The 19,638-nt window shown below is 62.8% G+C and carries 15 protein-coding genes; 10 read left to right on the top strand and 5 right to left on the bottom strand.

Features of this window, described 5'->3' with window-relative positions:
• Nucleotides 1–124: 124 nt before the first annotated feature.
• Together ACXMDY_RS04210 and ACXMDY_RS04215 are read right to left on the bottom strand one after the other, a co-directional pair.
• Nucleotides 125–835, bottom strand: coding sequence for a hypothetical protein (locus tag ACXMDY_RS04210; RefSeq protein ID WP_457767379.1), 711 nt, complete (start codon nt 833–835; stop codon nt 125–127).
• Nucleotides 832–1,377: a hypothetical protein gene (locus tag ACXMDY_RS04215; RefSeq protein WP_457767380.1), complete on the bottom strand. Its 546-nt coding sequence runs from the start codon at nt 1,375–1,377 to the stop codon at nt 832–834. The genes ACXMDY_RS04210 and ACXMDY_RS04215 overlap by 4 nt, the downstream gene beginning before the upstream one ends.
• 119 nt (nt 1,378–1,496) lie before the next feature.
• On the opposite strand from ACXMDY_RS04215, the gene ACXMDY_RS04220 reads away from it, so the two are divergent.
• Nucleotides 1,497–1,745 carry a hypothetical protein gene (locus ACXMDY_RS04220; protein ID WP_457767381.1) on the top strand — a complete coding sequence of 83 codons (249 nt, stop codon included), beginning with the start codon at nt 1,497–1,499 and terminating at the stop codon, nt 1,743–1,745.
• A gap of 4 nt (nt 1,746–1,749) precedes the next feature.
• Here ACXMDY_RS04220 and ACXMDY_RS04225 read toward each other — a convergent pair whose 3' ends face one another.
• From ACXMDY_RS04225 to ACXMDY_RS04235, 3 genes are all read right to left on the bottom strand, one after another.
• A complete protein-coding gene (locus ACXMDY_RS04225) occupies nt 1,750–2,280 on the bottom strand; it encodes a DUF4236 domain-containing protein (RefSeq protein WP_457767382.1) in 531 nt (176 codons plus the stop codon).
• Nucleotides 2,281–2,476: 196 nt separating this feature from the next.
• Nucleotides 2,477–2,899: a type II toxin-antitoxin system VapC family toxin gene (locus tag ACXMDY_RS04230; RefSeq protein WP_457767383.1), complete on the bottom strand. Its 423-nt coding sequence runs from the start codon at nt 2,897–2,899 to the stop codon at nt 2,477–2,479.
• Nucleotides 2,896–3,198, bottom strand: a complete 303-nt coding sequence (locus ACXMDY_RS04235; protein ID WP_457767384.1) for a type II toxin-antitoxin system Phd/YefM family antitoxin — start codon at nt 3,196–3,198, stop codon at nt 2,896–2,898. Before ACXMDY_RS04235 ends, ACXMDY_RS04230 begins: the two co-directional genes overlap by 4 nt.
• A gap of 234 nt (nt 3,199–3,432) precedes the next feature.
• Here ACXMDY_RS04235 and ACXMDY_RS04240 point away from each other — a divergent pair, with 234 nt between their 5' ends.
• The 9 genes from ACXMDY_RS04240 to ACXMDY_RS04280 all read left to right on the top strand — a co-directional run bounded on the left by ACXMDY_RS04240 (nt 3,433) and on the right by ACXMDY_RS04280 (nt 19,622).
• Nucleotides 3,433–3,927 (top strand): hypothetical protein, encoded by a 495-nt coding sequence (locus ACXMDY_RS04240; RefSeq protein WP_457767385.1) that lies wholly within the window; start codon nt 3,433–3,435, stop codon nt 3,925–3,927.
• Nucleotides 3,893–4,282, top strand: coding sequence for a hypothetical protein (locus ACXMDY_RS04245; protein ID WP_457767386.1), 390 nt, complete (start codon nt 3,893–3,895; stop codon nt 4,280–4,282). The genes ACXMDY_RS04240 and ACXMDY_RS04245 overlap by 35 nt, the downstream gene beginning before the upstream one ends.
• 161 nt (nt 4,283–4,443) lie before the next feature.
• The gene (locus ACXMDY_RS04250; RefSeq protein ID WP_457767387.1) at nt 4,444–5,004 is read left to right on the top strand and encodes a BrxE family protein; all 561 of its coding nucleotides are present in this window, start codon (nt 4,444–4,446) and stop codon (nt 5,002–5,004) included.
• Nucleotides 5,004–5,924: a BrxA family protein gene (locus ACXMDY_RS04255; protein WP_457767388.1), complete on the top strand. Its 921-nt coding sequence runs from the start codon at nt 5,004–5,006 to the stop codon at nt 5,922–5,924. The genes ACXMDY_RS04250 and ACXMDY_RS04255 overlap by 1 nt, the downstream gene beginning before the upstream one ends.
• Complete coding sequence (locus ACXMDY_RS04260; RefSeq protein WP_457767389.1) at nt 5,921–6,586, top strand: BREX protein BrxB domain-containing protein; 666 nt, start codon at nt 5,921–5,923, stop codon at nt 6,584–6,586. The genes ACXMDY_RS04255 and ACXMDY_RS04260 overlap by 4 nt, the downstream gene beginning before the upstream one ends.
• 2 nt (nt 6,587–6,588) lie before the next feature.
• Complete coding sequence (brxC, locus tag ACXMDY_RS04265; RefSeq protein WP_457767390.1) at nt 6,589–10,125, top strand: BREX system P-loop protein BrxC; 3,537 nt, start codon at nt 6,589–6,591, stop codon at nt 10,123–10,125.
• Nucleotides 10,126–10,139: 14 nt separating this feature from the next.
• A complete protein-coding gene (locus ACXMDY_RS04270; RefSeq protein WP_457767391.1) occupies nt 10,140–14,870 on the top strand; it encodes an Eco57I restriction-modification methylase domain-containing protein in 4,731 nt (1,576 codons plus the stop codon).
• A gap of 636 nt (nt 14,871–15,506) precedes the next feature.
• Entirely contained in the window at nt 15,507–16,904 is a 1,398-nt protein-coding gene (locus ACXMDY_RS04275; RefSeq protein WP_457767392.1) for an ImmA/IrrE family metallo-endopeptidase, read from the top strand.
• A gap of 72 nt (nt 16,905–16,976) precedes the next feature.
• Nucleotides 16,977–19,622, top strand: a complete 2,646-nt coding sequence (locus ACXMDY_RS04280) for a PglZ domain-containing protein (RefSeq protein ID WP_457767393.1) — start codon at nt 16,977–16,979, stop codon at nt 19,620–19,622.
• Nucleotides 19,623–19,638 lie beyond the last annotated feature (16 nt).

The following is a 19,638-nucleotide window of genomic DNA, read 5'->3' on the forward strand; positions in this document are numbered from 1 at the left end:
CTGGGGCTGCTGCTGGAGTGGCGGTTCCGGCGGGAGCTGGATCCAGCGACCGGCTGCGCCGAGCTACACATCAATCCTCAGGCTCCTGCTCAGGTGGTGGCAACCGCTTGGGGGGATCAGATGGTCAAGGCTCCGCCAGTGCCGTGATCGCACGAAGCTTCTGCAGCAAGTCCGGCAGTCGTTGCTGGCTGGCCTGATCAGGTGGGAGAAACGCAGGAAGTGCCTCGATGAAGGCAGAGGTGGCCAAGAGGTCCTTGAACTGTGCCGCGAGATCATTCCGCAGCTCAGGCAGGCTCAGCCGACACTCCTCCAGCAGCGACTCACGACCGTCGACCACGGCCATCAGGTCCTCCAGATCGTGGCTGAAAAGAAACTCTCCCTGGCCACGCCCGTGGAAGGCCTCCAGCTTGGTGGCCAGGAACACCGGTGCGCTCACCATCCGAATCGAGCGACCGCTCGGCAACGCCTGAAGCTGGGCGGTATCCATGGCCAGGGGATACCAGCGATTGGAAAAGCCCAGAATCTCGCCCTGGGTTGGCATCAGGTCGAGGATGATCTCCTCGATGCACCAGCGGCAGAGTGGTGCGCCGGGCCGTGTGTCTTCCTGGAAGCCCCGTCTCTTCAGCTGCATCCCCAGCTGGTAGTAGTCGGACCTGGCGATGACTCGGCAGATCACATCCACGTCCTGGGTGGGCCGGATGTCCGGCATGGCGGGATCTGTGATCAGCACACCGGCCACCACCCCGCCGACAAACACCAGTTGATCGAGCAGGGGATCTCCCAAATGCTCAGCCGCCCGTTCGAGCAGGGAGACGTTGGGATCGTTGGGGTTCATGGCTGCAGACGCTCCTCCAACAGGGCCACGGCCAAGGCCTGTTCACGGGCGCTGCCGCCACGCACCGCGTCGAACAGGGCCAGCAGTTCGCCCAGTGCCGGATTGCGCGCCGCCGCCTCAGGGACACTCGGGTAGAGCGGGTAGAAGGCGATGCCACGGGCCGTGCCCTTCTTCCACGGCCAAACCGGCGGCGGATCGTTGCCTGACCGGAACTGCTCGTTGAGAGGCGAGGCGGCGTAACCAGTGGGCACTCCGCGGGTCAGGCCGCCCTGGCTGGCCGGGAAGCAGTAGCGGGCGCCGTGCTGCACAAAGGATCTCAGGGCGGCACGTACCACCGAGGGCTTGCCATCGACACCCTTGGTCGCCAGCTTGGCAGCCACGGCACGCTCCACCGCCGCATGGGCCTCAGAGGCCGTCATGCCCAGCTCGGCGCCAAGGGCCGCATAGGTGGGCGCCGGGCCATGATCGAGAGCCAGGCGCAGCAGCACCACCAGATCCTGCGGGCGCAGGACGAGCTGAGGGTTGGAGGGGGATCGGGCCAACGTCGGAGGCATTAATTCGCCATTCGCGAATAGCGAATATAGAGCGCTGAAGCCGTCTTGGCCACCCTTCTGCCTCATGGGGAGGGTGGGGCGGAAAGCAGCCGCCGCTCGATCACCTCATGGGGCACACCCACCTGCTGGGCGATCAGCATCACCAGCTGCTCCAGTCGAACGAGGCCCAACCCTTCGGGGAGCTGGCCGCCAAAGTCAAGAAGGCGCGCAGCGCGATCGCCGCCCGGGATCTGCGGCAGGAGCAGCCCCAGGAGCTACGGCAGGACGCGGTGAGCTACTGCACCCGGGGGGTGTCATCCATCGTTGTGCCTCCGAAACTGATACGTGAACGATCGGCCTACCGGCAGGGGCAATAGGGGTTTATGCCTGAGTCAGCCAGCCCCGGGCACGGGCCAGCCGGCCTGCTTCCTGAACCGCCTCAACGCAGCGCTTGGCCCTGCGCTTGAGGTCGTCCTGGCCCTGGGCGCGCAGCAGGTAGGCCTCCATCGCTTCCGGGGTTTCGATCACCGCCAGCAGCCCGCTGGTGCGCTCACCGATGGCGAGATCGTTCAGCAGACGGCTCACCTGGTTCAGCTCCCAGAGTTGCGCTCCCATGCCGCCGGGCTGAAACAGCTGCTGGTGCAGCACATTCAGGCAGCTCTGCTTAAGCGCATCCAGCTGGCCGGGCCTGAGGCGGCGGCTGTTGGGCAGGCTTTCTGCAGGGCCAGACTCGACGCTCCAGCTCAGGCCGGTGCCGGGCACCCCCACCGTGGTGCGGGCACCGCCGGAGCGCGCCACGGGAATGTTGAAGGAGGCCCCAGGGCCACCGAGCGAGATCGAGCTGAGGCCAGAATTGGCAAAGTTGAAGCGCAGGGGGCCCAGGCGGGCGCTGCGGCGGAAGCGGAAGGGCATGGGAGCGCACTGGCTCAGGAGCCAGGGTGTAGGCCGATCTTGCCGCCTCCTGCCTGGGCTGCGGTGTTTCTTCTCCGGGATACCTCGAACCGTGGCTGCGCCCCTGATGGCCCCTCGGCCCGGCGTTGCCTGCCCAAGCACTCCTGCCGGCCGTGAACCGTCTGCTCCAGCAGCTTGACTCAATTTCCCAGCGAGGTCACCAGAGGGTCTGGCAGGGAAAGGCGGAGAGCTGTGAATCGGCCGTGAGCAGCACCAGCCGTTCCAATTCGGCCTGGGCGGCGAGGATGCGATCGAAGACGCAGTCTTCCGCGGAGCGGTGGGGATCTCGGTGAGGTTGGGGGTAGGCCCCGGCCCTCAGCCCATGGGCTGCTGTGATCGGCAGGCCAATGAAGCCATCGGCCTGCAGCAGCCCCTGCAGATCAGCGATGGCATCAGCGAGTTCAGGCAGCTTGCCGCGGTGGTATTTGAGGCTGAGTTCCCACACCGAAGCTGCGCTCACCAGGATCGGGTTAGTCGGGTCGATGAGGCGTTCCCGAACAGCTGAGGAGAGCCGATCCGGATCGAACCACCACCAGAGCAGCACATGGCTGTCGATCAGATAGCCGGCAGCAGCGCTCACGGGTGAGGGACTGCCGAGATCAGGGAGCTCTCGTCCCAGCTGGCGAGCTCATCAGCCTCCATCGGCTCCAGCAAGACGCCGGGATCGCCCAAGGGGCCCTGGCTGCGCAGGCGACCCGGAACACGCTGCGGGGGTGGCGGTGCCAGCGGCATCAGCCTGGCCCAGGGCTTACCGGCCTTGGCCAGAACGATCGTCTCACCGGCATGGGCATCATCGATCAGCCGCGACAACTGGGTTTTGGCCTGATGAACATTGACCAGACGAGGCCCTGGGTGCGGCAGCGGAAGAGCTGGCTCCATGGCGAAGGCTTCCAAGGATGCCCCTAGCTTAGGCCTCGACTAAGGCCATCAGAACCCATCACGATCACCAGCTTGCGGATCCGCATTCGCGGAGGCTGGTCGGAATCCACTCCTCGATTGAGACGTAGAAGCACAGGGAGCAGGAGCGCTCCTTGTGACCTCGCATCAACGACTAGGCAAGTGCCCATTTCGGAGAGGGCAACTGGTTTTTCAGCGAACTCCTAGGCTCCAAGGGTGTGGGCCGCCGGGCTGGGCTTCTACAACGGCCTGATGGTGCAGCTGCGCTCGATCGGACCGGGGCTGTGCGCTGACAGGTGGCTGTTTGAGGAAGCGCCGGAGCTGCGGGGCTTGCAGGCGGCGGTGCTGCAGGAGCAGGTGCAGCAGAACGTCCCCAGCATCAATGCCGACATCGACCGCCTGGCTCCTGCCGCGGTCGTGAAGGCGAGCCGGGGGATGAACGCGGCCTATGCCTTCCAGGCCGCTGAGCTGGTTGGCCTGCCGCCGCTGGCGGTGCCGTACCAGGCAGCAGGGTTCGAGGCGCTGGCGCGGGAGCTGATCACCACCACCCAAGAGCAGGCCACGACGGCGGATCCGGATCGGGAGATGATCGACGGCCAGCCTGAGCCTGGCCCAGGCGCTGCTGGAGCTGGATCCAGGCGAGCACCGCGACGAGGCCGATGCGCTGCTGCTGCGGGTGATCGAGCAGCACCCCTACGGGGAGCTGGGTGAGCAGGCCAAGGCGCTGCGGGGGCAGGTGGCAGCACGGGATCTACGCCAGGCCAGCAGAAACGGTCTGCGGCAGGACGCGGTGAACCACTGCCTTGATGCCCTGAGCCGCTTCCAGGAGATGGACCAAGCCGAGTTCATGGCCGTGATCAGCGAGGTGGCGGCCGTGGGCCAAAGCGGGCTGCAGATCAATGAGCCAGGCACCTCCCGCAGCCTGAAGACCCTGCCCGGCAGCTGGAGCGACCTGGCGCTGGCCTGCCTGATCCATGTGGGCCTGAAACGGCTGACGCCGAACGAGGACTCAGGGCTGGGGATCGAGGCGGAGTATGCGGAGGCTTTGCGGCTGCATAGTCCCTGATTGGTTTTTGCACCGAAACGCTGTCACCCCAGTGATCGTTTCGGGTCATGAGCGCCCTCCAGGTAAACCCCTGATGGTGCATGGTTTTGCCAGGAGTTAGTCAGCTACGCCATCCAGGCATCATCCTGTGGTCCAGATAGCTGCACCCCTGCACCACCTGGATGGATTTCCGCCAGCTGTTCAAGCTCCGCCTGGTGGTAGCGGCCATGGGCGAGACCCAGCGGCTGGGCTGGTGGAACAGTGGCGTGCTCACCGGCACGGGGGATTTCCTGTTCCAGCAGGGCTTTCCACGCTCAGCTCCCTTCGCACAGGCGCGGGCTGGGTTCCGGGTGGCTCAGCTGGCCTGCGATGAGGCGCTAGCGATCCAGCCCAACCCAGGCGGGCCGATCACCTGCCACCTGTTCCGGCTTACACCCCAGCTCGAGGACGCCTTCGAGAACGAGCGCAACCGCTGGATGGATGAGCCTGATGCTTTGGCCGAATGCTTCAAAGCGGCCTGGGCCCTCACCTCTGAGCAGTGGCCTCAGGCGCTGCTCGACCTGGCCGACCTCGATCCAGAAGCTCTCAGCTGGGCACGGCTGCAGACGCCCCAGACGGCCAAGGCCCTGCACCTGGACGACCCTTTCGAGATCAATCAGGGCCACATTGAGCGCCTGGCCGCAGGATTCCTCTGCGGAAAGCCCGGCCAGCTGGTGGTGCCCTATCTGCAGGTGGCGGTTTGATGACAGCTGCAACCAAGGCGAAATACAAGCCGGCTCAGGCGGCAGCTCCAGCTCCAGCGCCCAAGAAGAACCCTGCGCCGGCGGTGAAGCAGGCGGCCGCCAACCATCCCCGCAAGGCCAGCAGCAAAACCAAGCCCAAGCCCAAAGCCCCTGCCATCCCCAACTACCGGAGCGATGGCCTGATCCGCGGCCCTCTGATCAGCGACACCCTGCAGGCGTTGCAGGGGTGGGATCTTGAGACCAGCAAGCGGGTCAACATCCAGCGCCTGCGCCAGAGCAACAGCATCGGTGCCCCCACCCAGGCCTGGCTGAAGAAGGTCTGCAGTGCCCTCAGTGCCCGCTTTGATCCAGCGGTGCGGGATCGAGCCTTGGTGCTGGCGGCGCGAACAGGGACCGGCCAGCGCCACTGGAAACCGCTGCTGCTGTGGCATCTAGCCAACAGCGATCAGCTGCTGGGTGATGGGCTGAGATGGAGCGCGCAGGTATACAGATCCGGCGGTGACTTGCTGCAGACCGGTCAAGCACTCACCTGGCTGGATGCCAGGGGCAACCAAGACCACCCGGAGGTGGCCGCTTGGAGTGAAGCCACACGCAAACGGGTGGCCGGTGGCCTACTCAAGGCGGGTGTGGATCTCGGCCTGCTGCAGGGCCAGGTAGTACGCCGCTTCACGGCGTACTACCTGGCCGATGAGCCTTTGCTCTATGTACTGCTGCAGTGCCTGGCCAGCAACCGCACCACCGTGGCGGTCCTGAGCGATCCGCGCTGGCTGTGGTTCCGGCTGCCGGAAGCCGAGCTGGAGCATCGCCTGCTGCTGCTGCATCAAGCCCAGGTGATCAGCTACTACCGCGCTGGCTCGGTGGTTGATCTCAAACTGCCGGCCAGCAGCGCAGAGGCCCTGGTGCAGGAGGTGTGGTCATGAGCCAGTCGCTGGGGCCGCGGGGCGTGGGGATCAAGGAGTGGAAGCGGTGTCTGCAGCAGCAGCTGGAACCAGTGCTCACGGCTGCTGATTCCGCTGCCGGGCTGAGCACCTACACCGACATGCCGTTCGGGATCTTCCTCTACCCACCAGAAGACGAATGGGAGCTCCGGGGGGAGCTGGGTGATCTGGTGATCCGGCTGGAGAACGCCGGCAAGACAGTTCAGCGCCTTTCGATGGCTGTCTTGTTGGACCAGGCAATCGAGGCGGCTGGGCTCTCGATGGAGGAGATCGCTCAGGGGGAAGCCGACTTGGGCATCGCCATAGTCCGCGACACCATTCGCGACGTGCTCAGTGGTAAAGCTGCTGGGTCCACACCACTTGATCAGCTAGTGGCCGAGGCGGTGGATCGCTCCAAACCCACCTCCAGCCACATCGTCTTTTTGGAGCGGGTCGGTGCGTTGTTTGGCCTACATCGGCCTTCAGCACTGTTGGACAACCTTTACCGCCCTGACGACAAGCGGGAGAACAAGAAAGACCAGACACCAAAAGTCACTCATCCGCTGGTGCTCTTCTACCCGGGCCAGCGGGATGGTCCGGCGGGGCTGCGCTTCATGGATGAAGCCGAAGCCGATCACAACTACCGCCCCAAACTTTTCGCCTGACCATGACCACCCAAGCCATCCGCGAGCTCTTCTCCGGTCGGATCGACCGCAAGATCGAAGAGGTGATCAAGGTCGATCAGGACGATGTGGCGATCGTGCGCCAGGAGATCGACGAGTACATCCTCACCGAGTCGATCGAGCGCAACATGCTGCGGGTGCTGGAGGGATACCGCCAGTCGGTGAATCAACCCAGCGAGGCGATTGCGATCTGGGTGGCGGGCTTCTTTGGCGCCGGTAAGTCGAGCTTCGCCAAGTACGTGGGGCTGGCGATCAGCAACCGCGATCTTGGCGGCGAAAGTGCCGGGGATCTGCTTGCGCAAAGGGCCAACAATCTGCAGATCAAGGCCCTGTTGGGGGCGATCAAGGAACAGATCCCCACCGAATCCATCATCTTCGATGTCTCAGCGGATCGCAACGTCAACGCCAGCGAAGCGCTCACCAAGATCTTATATCGCAAGCTGCTCGATCACCTTGGCTACTCCAGCAGCCTGGAGGTAGCCGAACTGGAGATCGAGCTGGAGGAGCAGGGCCGGATACAAGACTTCCTGGCTGCCTTCGCCGAGCTCTATCCCGGCGAGGAGTGGAGCATTGTCAAAACACGCCTGATGCAGGCGGTAGGCAGAACCAGTGCGGTGATGCACAGGCTGGAGCCCCAGACCTATGCCAATGAGAAGAGCTGGATCGACTACGCCCGCAGCACCGCCGTGCCGATCAGCCCCGCGAGCCTTGCTGAGCGCACGATCGCGTTGATGGGGCGCCGACACCCCGGCAAGCAGCTGATGTTTGTGGTGGATGAGGTGGGCCAGTACGTGGCCCGCGACATTCAGAAGATGCTCGATCTGCAGGCGATCGTGCAGCAGCTCGGCATCAAGGGCCGCGGCAAGGTGTGGGTGATGGTCACCTCCCAGGAGAAGCTCTCCGATGTGGTGGGCTACCTCGATGACAACCGCACCGAGCTGGCCCGCCTACAGGACCGCTTCCCCTACAAGCCGGTGCTGGAGCCCTCCGACATTGCCGAGGTCACCAGTCGGCGGGTGCTGGGCAAGAGCGCCAAAGGAGAGGTGACCCTGCAGGAGCTGTTCCAGCAGCATCAGGGGCGCTTGGCCACCCACACCAAGCTCGACACCAAGATTCGGCTGCCGGAGCTGGGCAGCAAGGGCTTCGCCGATCTCTACCCCCTGCTGCCATATCAGATCGAGCTAATCATTCAGGTGGTGTCCGGCCTGCGGCTATCCGGTGGCGCCAGCAAGCAGTTTGGCGGTGCCAACCGGGCGATCATCAAGCTGGCGCAGGAGTTGCTCACCAACCCCCAGAGCGGCCTGGCTGATCAGCCAGTCGGCGCCCTGGTGACGCTGGATCGGGTCTACGACCTGCAGAGCAACAACATCGATTCGCAGTACCGCAGCAAGATCAGCGACATCTCCACCAAGGCCAGCCATCCGCTGGCGGTGCCGGTGGCCAAGGCGATCTGCCTGCTGCAGTTTGTGGATCAGGTGCCGGCCACCGAGCGCAATGTGGCCGTGGTGCTGCATCCGCGGGTGGATGCCGATTCGCTCGAATCAGAGGTGCAGGAGGCCTGCCGGCACCTGGCCGAGCGCAACCTGATCCGCAAGGCCGCTGATGGCACTTACAAAATCCCCACGCCCCAGGAAGAAGACTGGGAGCAGACCCGCAACCAGCAGGCACCCTCGGTGCCCGAGCGCAGTGCGCTGCTGGCCGATGCCCTGAAGCTGACCTGGGAGCCGGTGCCCAGCGCTGCCCTGGGCGCTGGCGTGAAAACCTTCAAGGCTGCGCTGAACTTCCGCGGCAGCGAGGTGCTCAAAGGCGATGTGCCCGTAAAGGTTGAGCAGGTGGATGGAAGCGAACTTCTTGAAGACCGGGTGGAGCAGCTGCGCCAGCTGAGCCAGAAGGAGACGAACACCTTCTTCTGGGCCATGCGCGCCAGCCCGGAGCTCGACCGGACCCTGGGCGAGTGGTTCCGCTCCCAGAAGGTGATCGACCTCAAGGGCCGCGATGCCAGCGATAAGGGCCAGGTGCAGCTGGTGAGTGAGGAGCGCCGCAAGCTGGATGGCTTTCGCAAGGAGGCCTGCCGACTGCTGGAGCAGTCCCTTATCCATGGAAAGATCCTGCTCAATGGCGGCCCCTGCGAGCTGACGGCGAACCCCGCCAGCGCAGTGGATGCGATGCGCGAGGCGCTCAAGGAGGGCCTGGGCAAGATCTACGAGCGCTTCTCAGATGCAGAGGTGAGCCCCAGCGGCGATGAGCTCACCAAGCTGCTCAGCGCCGACAACCTCAAGGGCCTCACCGGTTCGATCGAGAAGCTGCGGCTCTGCAAGGAGGAGGGCGGCCAGTGGGTGATCGACACCAACCGGCCAGCGTTGCAGGCAGTGCTGAGCCGCATCCAGCTCAAGACGGCCGGCCTGAGCGGCAAGGAACTGGCAGACCACTTTGGCGACGCTCCCTATGGCTGGACGCTGGATGCGGTGAAGTTCCTGGTGGGAGCGCTGCAGGTGGCTGGCAAGCTCAAGGCCACCCACAACGCGCAGAGCTTTGTGGGCAGCGCCAACCCCCAGGTGCGGCCTCTGTTCACCAACAACAGCACCTTCCGGGCCACGCTTTTCGCTGCGTACAAGTCGGGCGTCACGCCTGAGGAGGTCCTCGAGGCCAGCCAACTGTTCCAGAAGATCGCCGGAAAAACCGTGCCCGGCGTGCAGCCAGGGCCACTGGCCCGTGAGATCCGTGCCACAGCGGTGGCCGTGAATGCTGAGCTCAACAGTGTCAGCCGGGGAATGGCGCCGCTGCAGCTGCCGGGGATCGACGCGCTGGAGCAGGCGAGTGAGCAGGTGTCCACCTGGCAGGACAACAACGACGAGGAGGTGGTGAAGGCGTTCAGGAGCAGCGCCGAAGCGGTGAAGGAGGCATGGCAGCGGGCCAAGGGAATCAAGGAGGTGCTCGAGGCCCGCAGCGAAGACCTGCGTCGCGCCCGCTCAGCCCTGAGCCCGCAGATCTGGGGTCAGCTGCAGGAGGAGACCGACCTATCGGACGATCTGCAGAAGGTTCAGGCCACCCTGGCGGATCGACTGCAGGCACCCAGCTTCTACGAGAAGCTGGCGGAGATCGATCAGCTCACCAGCAAGCTTGAGGTCGCCTACGCCCAGCGCCGCTGCGAAGCCCTTGAGGAGTTGTCCTCCCAGGTGGAGCAGCGGATTGCCGAGCTGGAGCAGAGCCCCGGCTTTTCAGCATTGGAGCCCGAAAAACAGCAGCAGCTGCGAGCCCCCCTGGAGCAAAAAACCAGCGACGGCGAAGGCCTTGATCTGGTGCGCCTACGCGATCAGCCCGCCATGCTCGAAGGCTTGCTGCGCCAGCAGGAGCAGATCGCCCAGAAGTGGGCCTTCCCCGAGCAGGAGGTGAGCACCGTGAACGTGCGCGACCTCTGCCGCGAGCCCTTCGATGCCGCAGGACTCGACGACGTGCTCAGCCGCATCCGCCAGCGCTGCGAAGAAGAGCTGGGCAACGACCGAAAGGTGCTGCTGCAGTGAGGAGGCCCTGAAGCATGGAAAAAGAACAACGCAGCCGCCTACAGAAGGCCACGCAAGACGCCCGCCGTCTGCTGGAAGAAGAGTTCCGCAGCCAGCTGCTGGAGACCTACGACATCAACGTGGCTGCAGGCCGCTGGAATGAGGAGTCCGGAGCTCACCTGCAGGGCGAGCAGCGGCTGATCCGCGAGAAGCTCGTGGCCTGGATCGAGCACAAGGAAGCCCAGATCAGTGACCGCAAGGAAGCGTTGCTGCTGGCGCAGCGGGAGATGGCCTTTACGGCGCTGAACCGCTTTGTGGCGCTCAAGCTGATGGAGGCCCGCGAGCTGGTACGGCCCTGCGTGAGCGGTGGGCTGGAGAGCGAGGGGTTTCAGGAGTTCACAGCTGTGGCCCAGGGGCTGCTGGCGGATCAGGAAGCTGCCTACCGGCTGTATCTGGAGACGATCTTTGAGGACGTGGGCCAAGAAGTACGGGTGCTGTTCGATCCGCGTGATCCCGCCAGTGCGCTCTGGCCTCGGCGAACGGCCCTACTGGAGTTGCTGGCGATTCTCAACCGCCCGGAGCTAGCTGAGCTTTGGGCAGAAGACGAAACGATCGGCTGGGTTTACCAGTACTTCAACGGTGATGCCGAGCGCAAAGCGATGCGTGAGGAATCTTCCGCGCCGCGCAATAGCCGCGAGCTGGCAGTCCGCAACCAATTCTTCACCCCGCGCTACGTCGTCGAATTCCTCACCGACAACACCCTCTGCCGCCTCTGGTATGAGATGACGTGCGGCGAGACAGCCCTGCGCGATCACTGCCGCTACCTCGTACGCCGGCCCACGGAGATTTTTTTGAAACCGGGCGAGTCCGCGCCTGAGAATGCCGCCGGCAGTGAGGCGCAGACCGGGGGAAATCCCTCGCAGGAAGAACTGCTCCGGCAGCCCGTCTACATCCCGCATCGTCCGCTCAAAGACCCGCGCGAAATCCGGCTGCTCGACCCGGCGTGCGGCTCCATGCACTTCGGCCTCTACGCCTTCGACCTCTTCAGCGTCATCTACGACGAAGCATGGGAAATCGCCCACGGCCCCGACGAAGCGGCGAAGTCCGCCGAGACCTTCGCGCCCTTCGTGACTTTCGCCGCCACCTTCGCCGACAAAGTCGCATTCCTCCGCGAAGTGCCGCGCCTCATCGTCGAGCGCAACATCCACGGCATCGACATCGACCCGCGTGCCGCGCAAATCGCCGGGCTCTCGCTCTGGCTGCGCGCCCAGCGCGCCTGGCACCAGGCCGGTGTGAAGCCCTCCGATCGGCCCCACATCATCCGCTCGAACCTCGTCTGCGCAGAGCCCATGCCGGGGGAAAAGGAGCTGCTCCGTGAATTCGTCGAGCAGCAGTTCCCAGCCTGCGAGCGGCCCGCCTTTGCCTTCCTGCTGGAAAAGATCTTCGACCGCATGACCCTCGCCGGTGAGGCTGGCTCACTCCTACGCATTGAAGAGGAAATCCGCTCCGGCATCGGCGAGGCGCGCGCCCTTGCTAAGAGCCAGTCCGCCCCCCGGCAGACTCGGCTCTTCCCCGGCGACGAAATACTCGAGCGAACCGAGTTCGACCTGAACGGGCTGAACGACGAGCAGTTCTGGCAAAGGGCCGAGCAGCGGATATACGACGCGCTCGAAGCCTACGCCGAGCAGGCCGAGAGCGGCGGCGGATTCCAGCGCCGCCTATTCGCCGACGACACCGCGCAGGGCTTCGCCTTCATCGACCTCTGCCGCAAACGCTACGACGTGGCGGTGATGAATCCGCCGTTCGGCGACGCTAGCCTACCGTCAAAAAGCTACATCGACGAAACCTACGGCGACACCAAGGGCGACGTTTACAAGGCATTCGTTGAATGCTTCAACGACCGGCTCGTTCCCGCTGGCTATCTCGGCATCATTAGTTCCCGCACCGGCTTCTTCCTTAGGCAAAGCGAAGACTGGCGCACGCGGGTCGTCCTCCGCCTCTTCCGGCCGCTCGCGCTCGCCGACCTAGGAATGGGTGTGCTCGATGCCATGGTGGAAGTCGCCGCCTACGTCCTCCGAAACCTTTCCGACGAGGAAACCCGCGACCTGACGCTTTCGCTCGTGCCCGTGCTGGAGCAAGTGGAGCGAGACCGCCAAGACCGCTTCAGCCTCCCTAAGTGGCAGTCCGCCCGCGGCGGGCTAAAGCGCCATCAAGCCGTCGCTGAACTTGAGCATCTGGAAGCAAATGGTTTCATCCAGCGCAGCCCCGGTGACATTGTCCGTTACTCGCCGCTCTGGCAGGTCGCTAAGAAAGCCACCGCTCCTGCAAAGCCTCTCTATCCGCCGCTAATGTGCGTTCGCGCGCTCGGTGACACCGACAAAGGTGCAGCGATACTGGATGCAATTTCTCAGCCACACGCTGGCAAACTGACAATTTGTGACCCCGGCTCGTTTCGAGAAATTCCGGGCGCTCCCTTCGCGTATTGGGCTAGCCCAACTGTTCGCGGACTTTTCAATAAATTTCCTCAATTTGAGTCGGACGAGCGAAGCGTTCGGGTTGGATTGCAGACTTCGGACAACTGCCGGTTCCTACGGTCATGGTGGGAGGGACCACCGACAGACGCACGTCAAGCCTGGGTGCCGTTCGCAAAAGGCGGCTCAACGCAAAACTTCTTTGCTGACGTTGTTTCGGCAGTTAACTGGCAGGACAATGGCGCAGAGCTAAAGGCGTGGACAGAGACCCTTCCTGGCTCAACTCACTGGTCGAGAAGTATACGGAGTCCTGACTTCTATTTTAGGCCGGGAATCACATGGCCACTGCGGGCGTCGCGCTTTTCTCCTCAGGCCATGCCGTTAGGTTGCATTTTTAGTATTCGTGGCCAAGTGGCTTTCGCTTCGGAAGAAGAATTACCGTGGATGCTCAGCTTAATGGCGTCAGCTGCTTTTGACGCCATCTATAAGACAATGCTCGGGCGATTTGGATTCCCGGAGTTTGTTGTCGGTGTCCTTCAGCAGCTTCCATTTCCAGAAGTCGGAGCGCCGGAAAAGGCTCGATTAGCAGCTCTCGCGGCGGACGCGTGGCGTCACAAACGTACCCGACATATTGCTTCAGAGGTTTCCCAGTATTTTCTTGCGGCTGGAACGTTCCAACTAACGGGGGTTACTCTCTCCAAACGTGCCGCAGGCTGGGCCGCACGTGTGCGCATTAGCCAGGACACTGTCGCCGCCATCCAATCCGAAATCGACGATCTCGCCTTCCGCCTCTACGGCCTCGATGCCACGGACCGCGCTGCTTTAACCTTCACCCTTGCCATCGAAGCGACAGGAACCTCGGAAGCTGAAGCTGGCGAGGACGACGCTGAGGAAACAGATACTGCCGACACCCCCTCGCTCGTTGCTGACCTACTTGCCTACACACTCGGCACCGCCTTCGGCCGCTGGGACATCCGGTATGCCACGGGCGAGCGGGCGGCGCCGGAGTTACCAGACCCGTTTGCGCCGCTGCCGGTCTGCCCGCCCGGGATGCTTCGAGGCGACGACGGCCTGCCGCTTTCGCCCGAAGCAGGCCGCCGGCTTCGGGCCGCGGGCGATTACCCGCTCGACGTGGCTTGGGACGGCATCCTCGTGGACGACACGGAGCACCCGCTCGACCTCGAACACCGCGTCCACGCCGCCCTCGCCGTGCTCTGGGCCGATCGTTCCGAAGCGATCCAGCACGAAGCTTGCGAGCTGCTCGGCGTTTCCAAACTGCGCGACTGGTTTCGCCGGCCCGCCAACTTCTTCGCCGATCACCTAAGTCGCTACTCCAAAAGTCGCCGCCAGGCCCCGATCTACTGGCAGCTTTCTCTTGGAAGCTGCAGTTATTCCGTGTGGATCTATTACCACCGCTTCACGCCAGACATGCTCTATAGGGTTCTCCGCGACTTCGTGGAGCCGCGACTTCAGGAGGCCGAACGGGAACTCTTCGATCTCGAAACCCAGGGGGTACTCTACGGTGCTGCTGCCGAACGACTCCAAACCACCCAAGCCCTGCTGCCCGAGCTCAAGTTGCTCAAAGCAGAACTAGATCTTGTTTCGCCTCTATGGAATCCCAACCTCAACGATGGTGTGGTCATCAACCACGCCATCCTCTGGCGCATCACGCCCTACACCCCCTGGCAGAAGAAGTGCAAGGAGTGTTGGGACAAGCTTGTTGCTGGCGATTACGACTGGGCCCATCTCGCCTTCCATCTCTGGCCTGATCGGGTAATCCCCAAGTGCGCCACTGATCGCAGTCTGGCGATTGCCCATGGCCTAGAAGAGCGCCTCTGGCAGGAAACCAAAAACGGCAACTGGGTGCCGCGTCAGGTGTCAAAAGCTGAGCTTCGGGCCCTAATCACCGAGCACACAAAGCCCGCAGTGCAGAACGCCCTTGAACGATTCCTGGCGGCGCCACCGCCGGTGGCTGCTGCTCGCACTCGTTCACCAAAGGCTGCACGCTCGTCCTCCACTGGCACCACGCGGCGGCCACGCGGCACCGCCACCGTGGTGGATGCGGAAGCCTCCCGCCAGACCCTGCTTGTGCTCACCGCCGCCCCAGCCGAAGGCCTCGGCAGGAACGCCATCGCCGATCTGCTCGCTGTAGAGGCCGCATCCCTTACGGCAGTGATCAAACAGCTCAAGGAGGAAGGTCAGATCGAGCAGCTTGGTGCCGCCCGTGGTGCCAAATACCGGCTCACGGAGCAGGGGCGGGCTGCGGTTGCGTGCCAGGCAGGGGAGGTCGACTAATGGCAGCGGAAGGCCCACAAAAAATGCAAAGATGCGTCAAGCAGGATCGTGTCCAATCACAAGAAGCTCATCCTGGGTCACATGCCGTGACGGTGCGAGCTGAGTTCGATGGCCGAACCCTCACGTCTACGAGGCCTTCCCGTGCGGGTAGCCACCAACCAACCCGTGGTTGGCGAGCGATAATCAAGCTAGTCGAGGGAGGAACATGAGACCACGACAGAACCATGGAGCTAAGAAGAAGTTGGTCGATATCAGTCAATGGCCTGAAGACAAGCTCAAATCACTTGCAGACCAACTGAGCTACAGCGGGAATCCACTTCACAAGCGCAATCCTGGAGACTACAATTTGACCCCACCATGCGCTGGCGGCCGCCCCGGCAAAACTCTATGTGACATAGCCAAGATCTTTACTAGAAGAGAAGCCCTAATCCTACTGAGGGATGGATGCAAAAAGGGGCTCATTGATTCCAACTTTGAGGACGGCTGGCCAAAGCGAATTTGGTCAGTGCATGAAGGAATAGTTCTTGAGGCGCAGCTTGACAAGAGTCCTCCTGGCAGCTATCACGGATACCCTTTGCAATCGGACGATCACTTTCAGGACTTCATACTTTCCAGGTGGGAAGCGAGGCCATTACGATGAATCTTTTTCAGATCGGCAAGTGGGAAAGTATTGACTCCCTACCTATTGAGCAGGCAGTGACCTGCGCGCGCATGCAGATCAGCCTGAAAGGGACCTGCATAACAGAACACGAAGACAACTTCTCTCATACTGTGCGTGAAGATGTCCTCTTGTCAGCTTATCCACTGGCGATATGGTTCGCAACAAATTGGTGGCGCATCCTTTATGAACCGCGGCCATCCAATGGACCAGCCAACACCGAATGGCGCATCTCGCATGAAATGCCATCCGCAAATGAAGGCTATCTATGGCCAGTCCTTGTGTTTGAAAGTGAAGGGCCATCCATTGCGATGACAGTGCCCAAAAGGGCAGGATCAAAAGACGACTCTTTGAGATATCTTAATACGCAGGTACATCCTGTCTACGTGTGGCGCAACGGCCTTGAGACGTCACTTCGAGAGTTTATCGATGAAACAGTTTCCCGATTGGAGGCTATAAATGTAATAGATACTGAGCTTGCGAAGCTTTGGGATGAGGTTCAAGATGAATGTCGCAGTCCGGATGACTCCGCCTACCGAATACTCGAAGCATGCCTCGGTTACGATCCCGATGAGGCCCCTCATGGCTTGGTTGAAAAGCTACTGGAGCTTACAGAGCTTGCAGGACTTGATACGATCCTTGAGTTCGCACCATCTCTTTACGGAAGTCAGAGCCAGTCATCCATAGATCTCCAGGTTCTTGCATCCTCGGCTTTTGACTCATCCGGCTTTTTCGGAAAACCAAGCATTCCACAACTAACCGAGAAACCTAATCTTGCTGCTTTGATGGCTCCTTGGAAGCAAGCAAGTAGAGCCGCGTCAGAGCTTAGGCAGAAGCTTTCAATCGGCCTTGAAAAGCTGTCAACAAATACATTGTGCGATCTTTTAGGTCTGAATCCTTTAACTCTTGATGTTGATGAAAGCCCTTTCGGGGATCTGCCCGTGAGCCTTGGGATCCGTCATGCTGATGGAAACATCAGATACTTCCTGAGGTCGCTCAAGCGTTCAGACAAATCAGTCATGCAAAAGAGTATTCGGTTTCAGTTGGCGCGCCTTGTTGGGGATGAGCTTATTAGAGAAAGTACTAACCAAGGCTGGCTCACATGTACAGAATCTCGCACCTGGCGACAGGCTTTCCAGAGGGCGTTTGCGGCCGAGCTTCTCTGCCCACCCGATATGATTCTTGAGAAATGCAGATCTCTTGCTGCACCCCTAGCCGACGAAGTAATCGAAGATGTTGCATCTGAATACGAGGTGAGCGAGATGGTTGTCATGAATCATATCCAGAACTCACAAGCCTCATCGGAGCTGCCAAAGTTAATGTGGCGCCAAACATATTCCAGTCTTTCCGAATACCCTGCCACATCTTTAACCTAGCCTTATGCAATGTTAAAAGTGCCAAGGGAGTGCTTGTCCCCTAACAAGCTCCACCGCCGGCTTTGCCAGGAGTTGACCCGGCAGCTCAGCGAGCATCGGGTGCTCTTGGTTTTTGACCCGGGCCAGCAGCTGCGGTCCTTTCTCGATGAGGTGGCCACAAGCCAGCCAACTGGCAGCGAGCTGGGCGTTCTGAACCTTGGCGAGCAACAGGCGGGCTGGCTGGTGGCTGGCGCCAGCCTCTACCAGCTGCGCAGCCAGCTCGAACCCCACGTATCTCAGGCTCAGCCCGCTACTTTGCTCGTCTATTTGCCCGATCACCAGGAGACAGAAGGCCGCGCCGTGCTGCTGGAGCTGCTCCGCGGCGGCGCCAGCTTTGATATCCAGCTGGTTAATCGGGCCCGCAACTTTCTGCGTGAGGTGCTGGAGCCCGAAAAGGTGCAGCAGCTGCTCCAGCGGCCCGACCTCACCTATCGCGACATTGCCTTGGCCCTTGAGCATTCGGGCGATGGTGGTTTCAGCCAGCTCAAGGGGCTGTTTCTGCAGCAGCTTGGTCGCAACAGCTCACCTGAAAACGCCGAACTGGCCCGCTTCTGGCTGGCCTCCGCTGCCCTCGATGCCGCCATCACGGCCAAGGGCCTACAGAACGAGCTGCAGGATCTGCTCCACAGCCGCTGGGGTCTCGGCTTTCCAGCAGAGGCATCCCTGGCCGACTGGCGCCAACGGGCCCAGCGAGCCCTGCTGCTGCACGAGTTCCTGCGCGACTGGCACGGCGATGAACTCACCGCCTTCTCAAAGCTGGCCCTGCCGGTGGGCAAGGCCGCCGAGGAAAACGCCCTTGCCGATGTGCAGGGGCTGCGCCGCAACCACGCCGAGGCCTACATCGCCATCGCCTCCCGCATCGAGGCCGAAGTCCAGCTGCCTGAGCTGATCAGCAATGAGCGGCCCGGCGTGCTCGGCTCGATCGACACCTTCCCCTGCGAAGAGCAGTTCCTGCTGCGCAGCGTCGATGCCTTCCTCGCCCAGGGCGAGTACGCCAAAGCGCAGGAGCTGGTGGCCGCCCGTCAGAACAGCTTCTGGCTGGTAGGCCAGCCCACCGATGCCCAGCAGTCCCGCCGCAGGCAGCAGTGGGATCTGACTGGCACCGCCGCCTCCCTCGGCCTGGCTCTCGATCAGGCCCAGGCCCAGCTCCCCAAAGCGGCAGCCCCCGCAGAAGCCTGGCTGCCCTACCAGGAGTCGTTCGCCCACCACGCCGATGGCCTGCAGCGGCGCCTCGAGCAGCAGGTGGCTGAGCTCTCGGCCTCCGAGGTGGAGATCGCTGCCGGGCTGGAGCAGCTACGGAGCCGCTATCAGGCCCTGCTGGAGCAGCAAACCCAGCGCTTCACCGATGCCCTGCAGCAGGCCGGCTGGTTGCTTCCCGGAGCCTTCCCGCAAACGCGCACCTGGGCCGATCGGGTGCAGCCAGGTGCGGGCCGGCCAGTGGTGTTCTGGGTGGATGCCCTGCGCTACGAGATGGGCGCCGGCCTGCAGGAGCGCTTCAGCGGCTGGAGCCGCGAGCAGCTCACCGACCTCAAACTCGAGATCGCCCAGGCGGCCCTGCCGTCGATCACGCCAGTTGGCATGGCGGCGCTGCTGCCCGGTGCCGAACGAAGCTTCGCGGTGGCTGATATCGCTGGTGCCCCCTGCTCAGTGGTGGATGGGGTGCCCGTGGGCTGGAGCGAGGGCAAGCCCAAGCGGCTCGCCCATCTGCAGCAGCGGGTGTCCACGGCGGTGGTGCTCTCGCTGGTGGATCTCATCCGCAGCAAGGAAGCCGCCTTGCTGGAGAGGCTGGCCGGCAGCGGCCCGGTGGTGATCACCAGCATCGGCATTGACAACGCCGGTGAGCGCGACACCGACGACAACCTCGCCAACGTGCGCACCGACATGCAGCGCGAGCTCGACACGATCGAGAAGGCGGTGCGTGTGCTGGCCGAGTTACCGCTGGAGCATCCGCTGGAGCGCTTCGTGATCACGGCCGATCACGGCTTCCTGCATCTGCCCCTGGGCCGGGAACCGTCGATGCGCATCGATCCCCCCGCCGGCAACACCTTCAAGCTGGAGCGGCGCTGCTGGTTGGGCCATCCCTCTGCAGTGACGCGACCCTGCGTTGAGATTCCACCAGCGGCCCTCGGCTACGGCCAGGACGGGCTCACGGTGGTGGTGCCCCGCTCCTCTGGTGTGCTCAAAGCAGGTGGCAGCCTCTGCTATCACCACGGCGGCGGCAGCATCCAGGAGCTGCTCATCCCCCTGCTCAGCTTCCGCTGCCCCCCGGCTGCCAAGGCCGACGCGGCCGCAGCTGGCTCAGCTGCAGGCGGTAAAGGCAAGCCCAAAAAACAGAAGCCCTGGCCTGGAGTGCTGGTGGAGAAGGTCACCAACCGGATCCTGATGGTGCCGATCGAGCTACCCAGCGACCTGCTCAACCAGGGCCAGGCCCGTCAAACCATCCTCGCCGCCTACGACTGCAAGACGGAAGACCTGGTAGCCACCCCCATCCAGGCGATCGGCGCCGAGCTGGATCGCGATACCAACCGCCTCACTCTCACCGCCGGCCAGGCCGCCACCATCGGCCTGCTCATTCCGGGTGATTGGAGCGGCAAGAAGCTCTACCTGGAGCTCCGCGATGCGGCCACCGATCTGGTGCTGCATCGCAGTTCCGATCTGCCGGTGGACTTGATCGGCTGATGGAAACCTAGGAGGT

It is taken from the genome of Cyanobium sp. ULC082, from assembly GCF_977927535.1.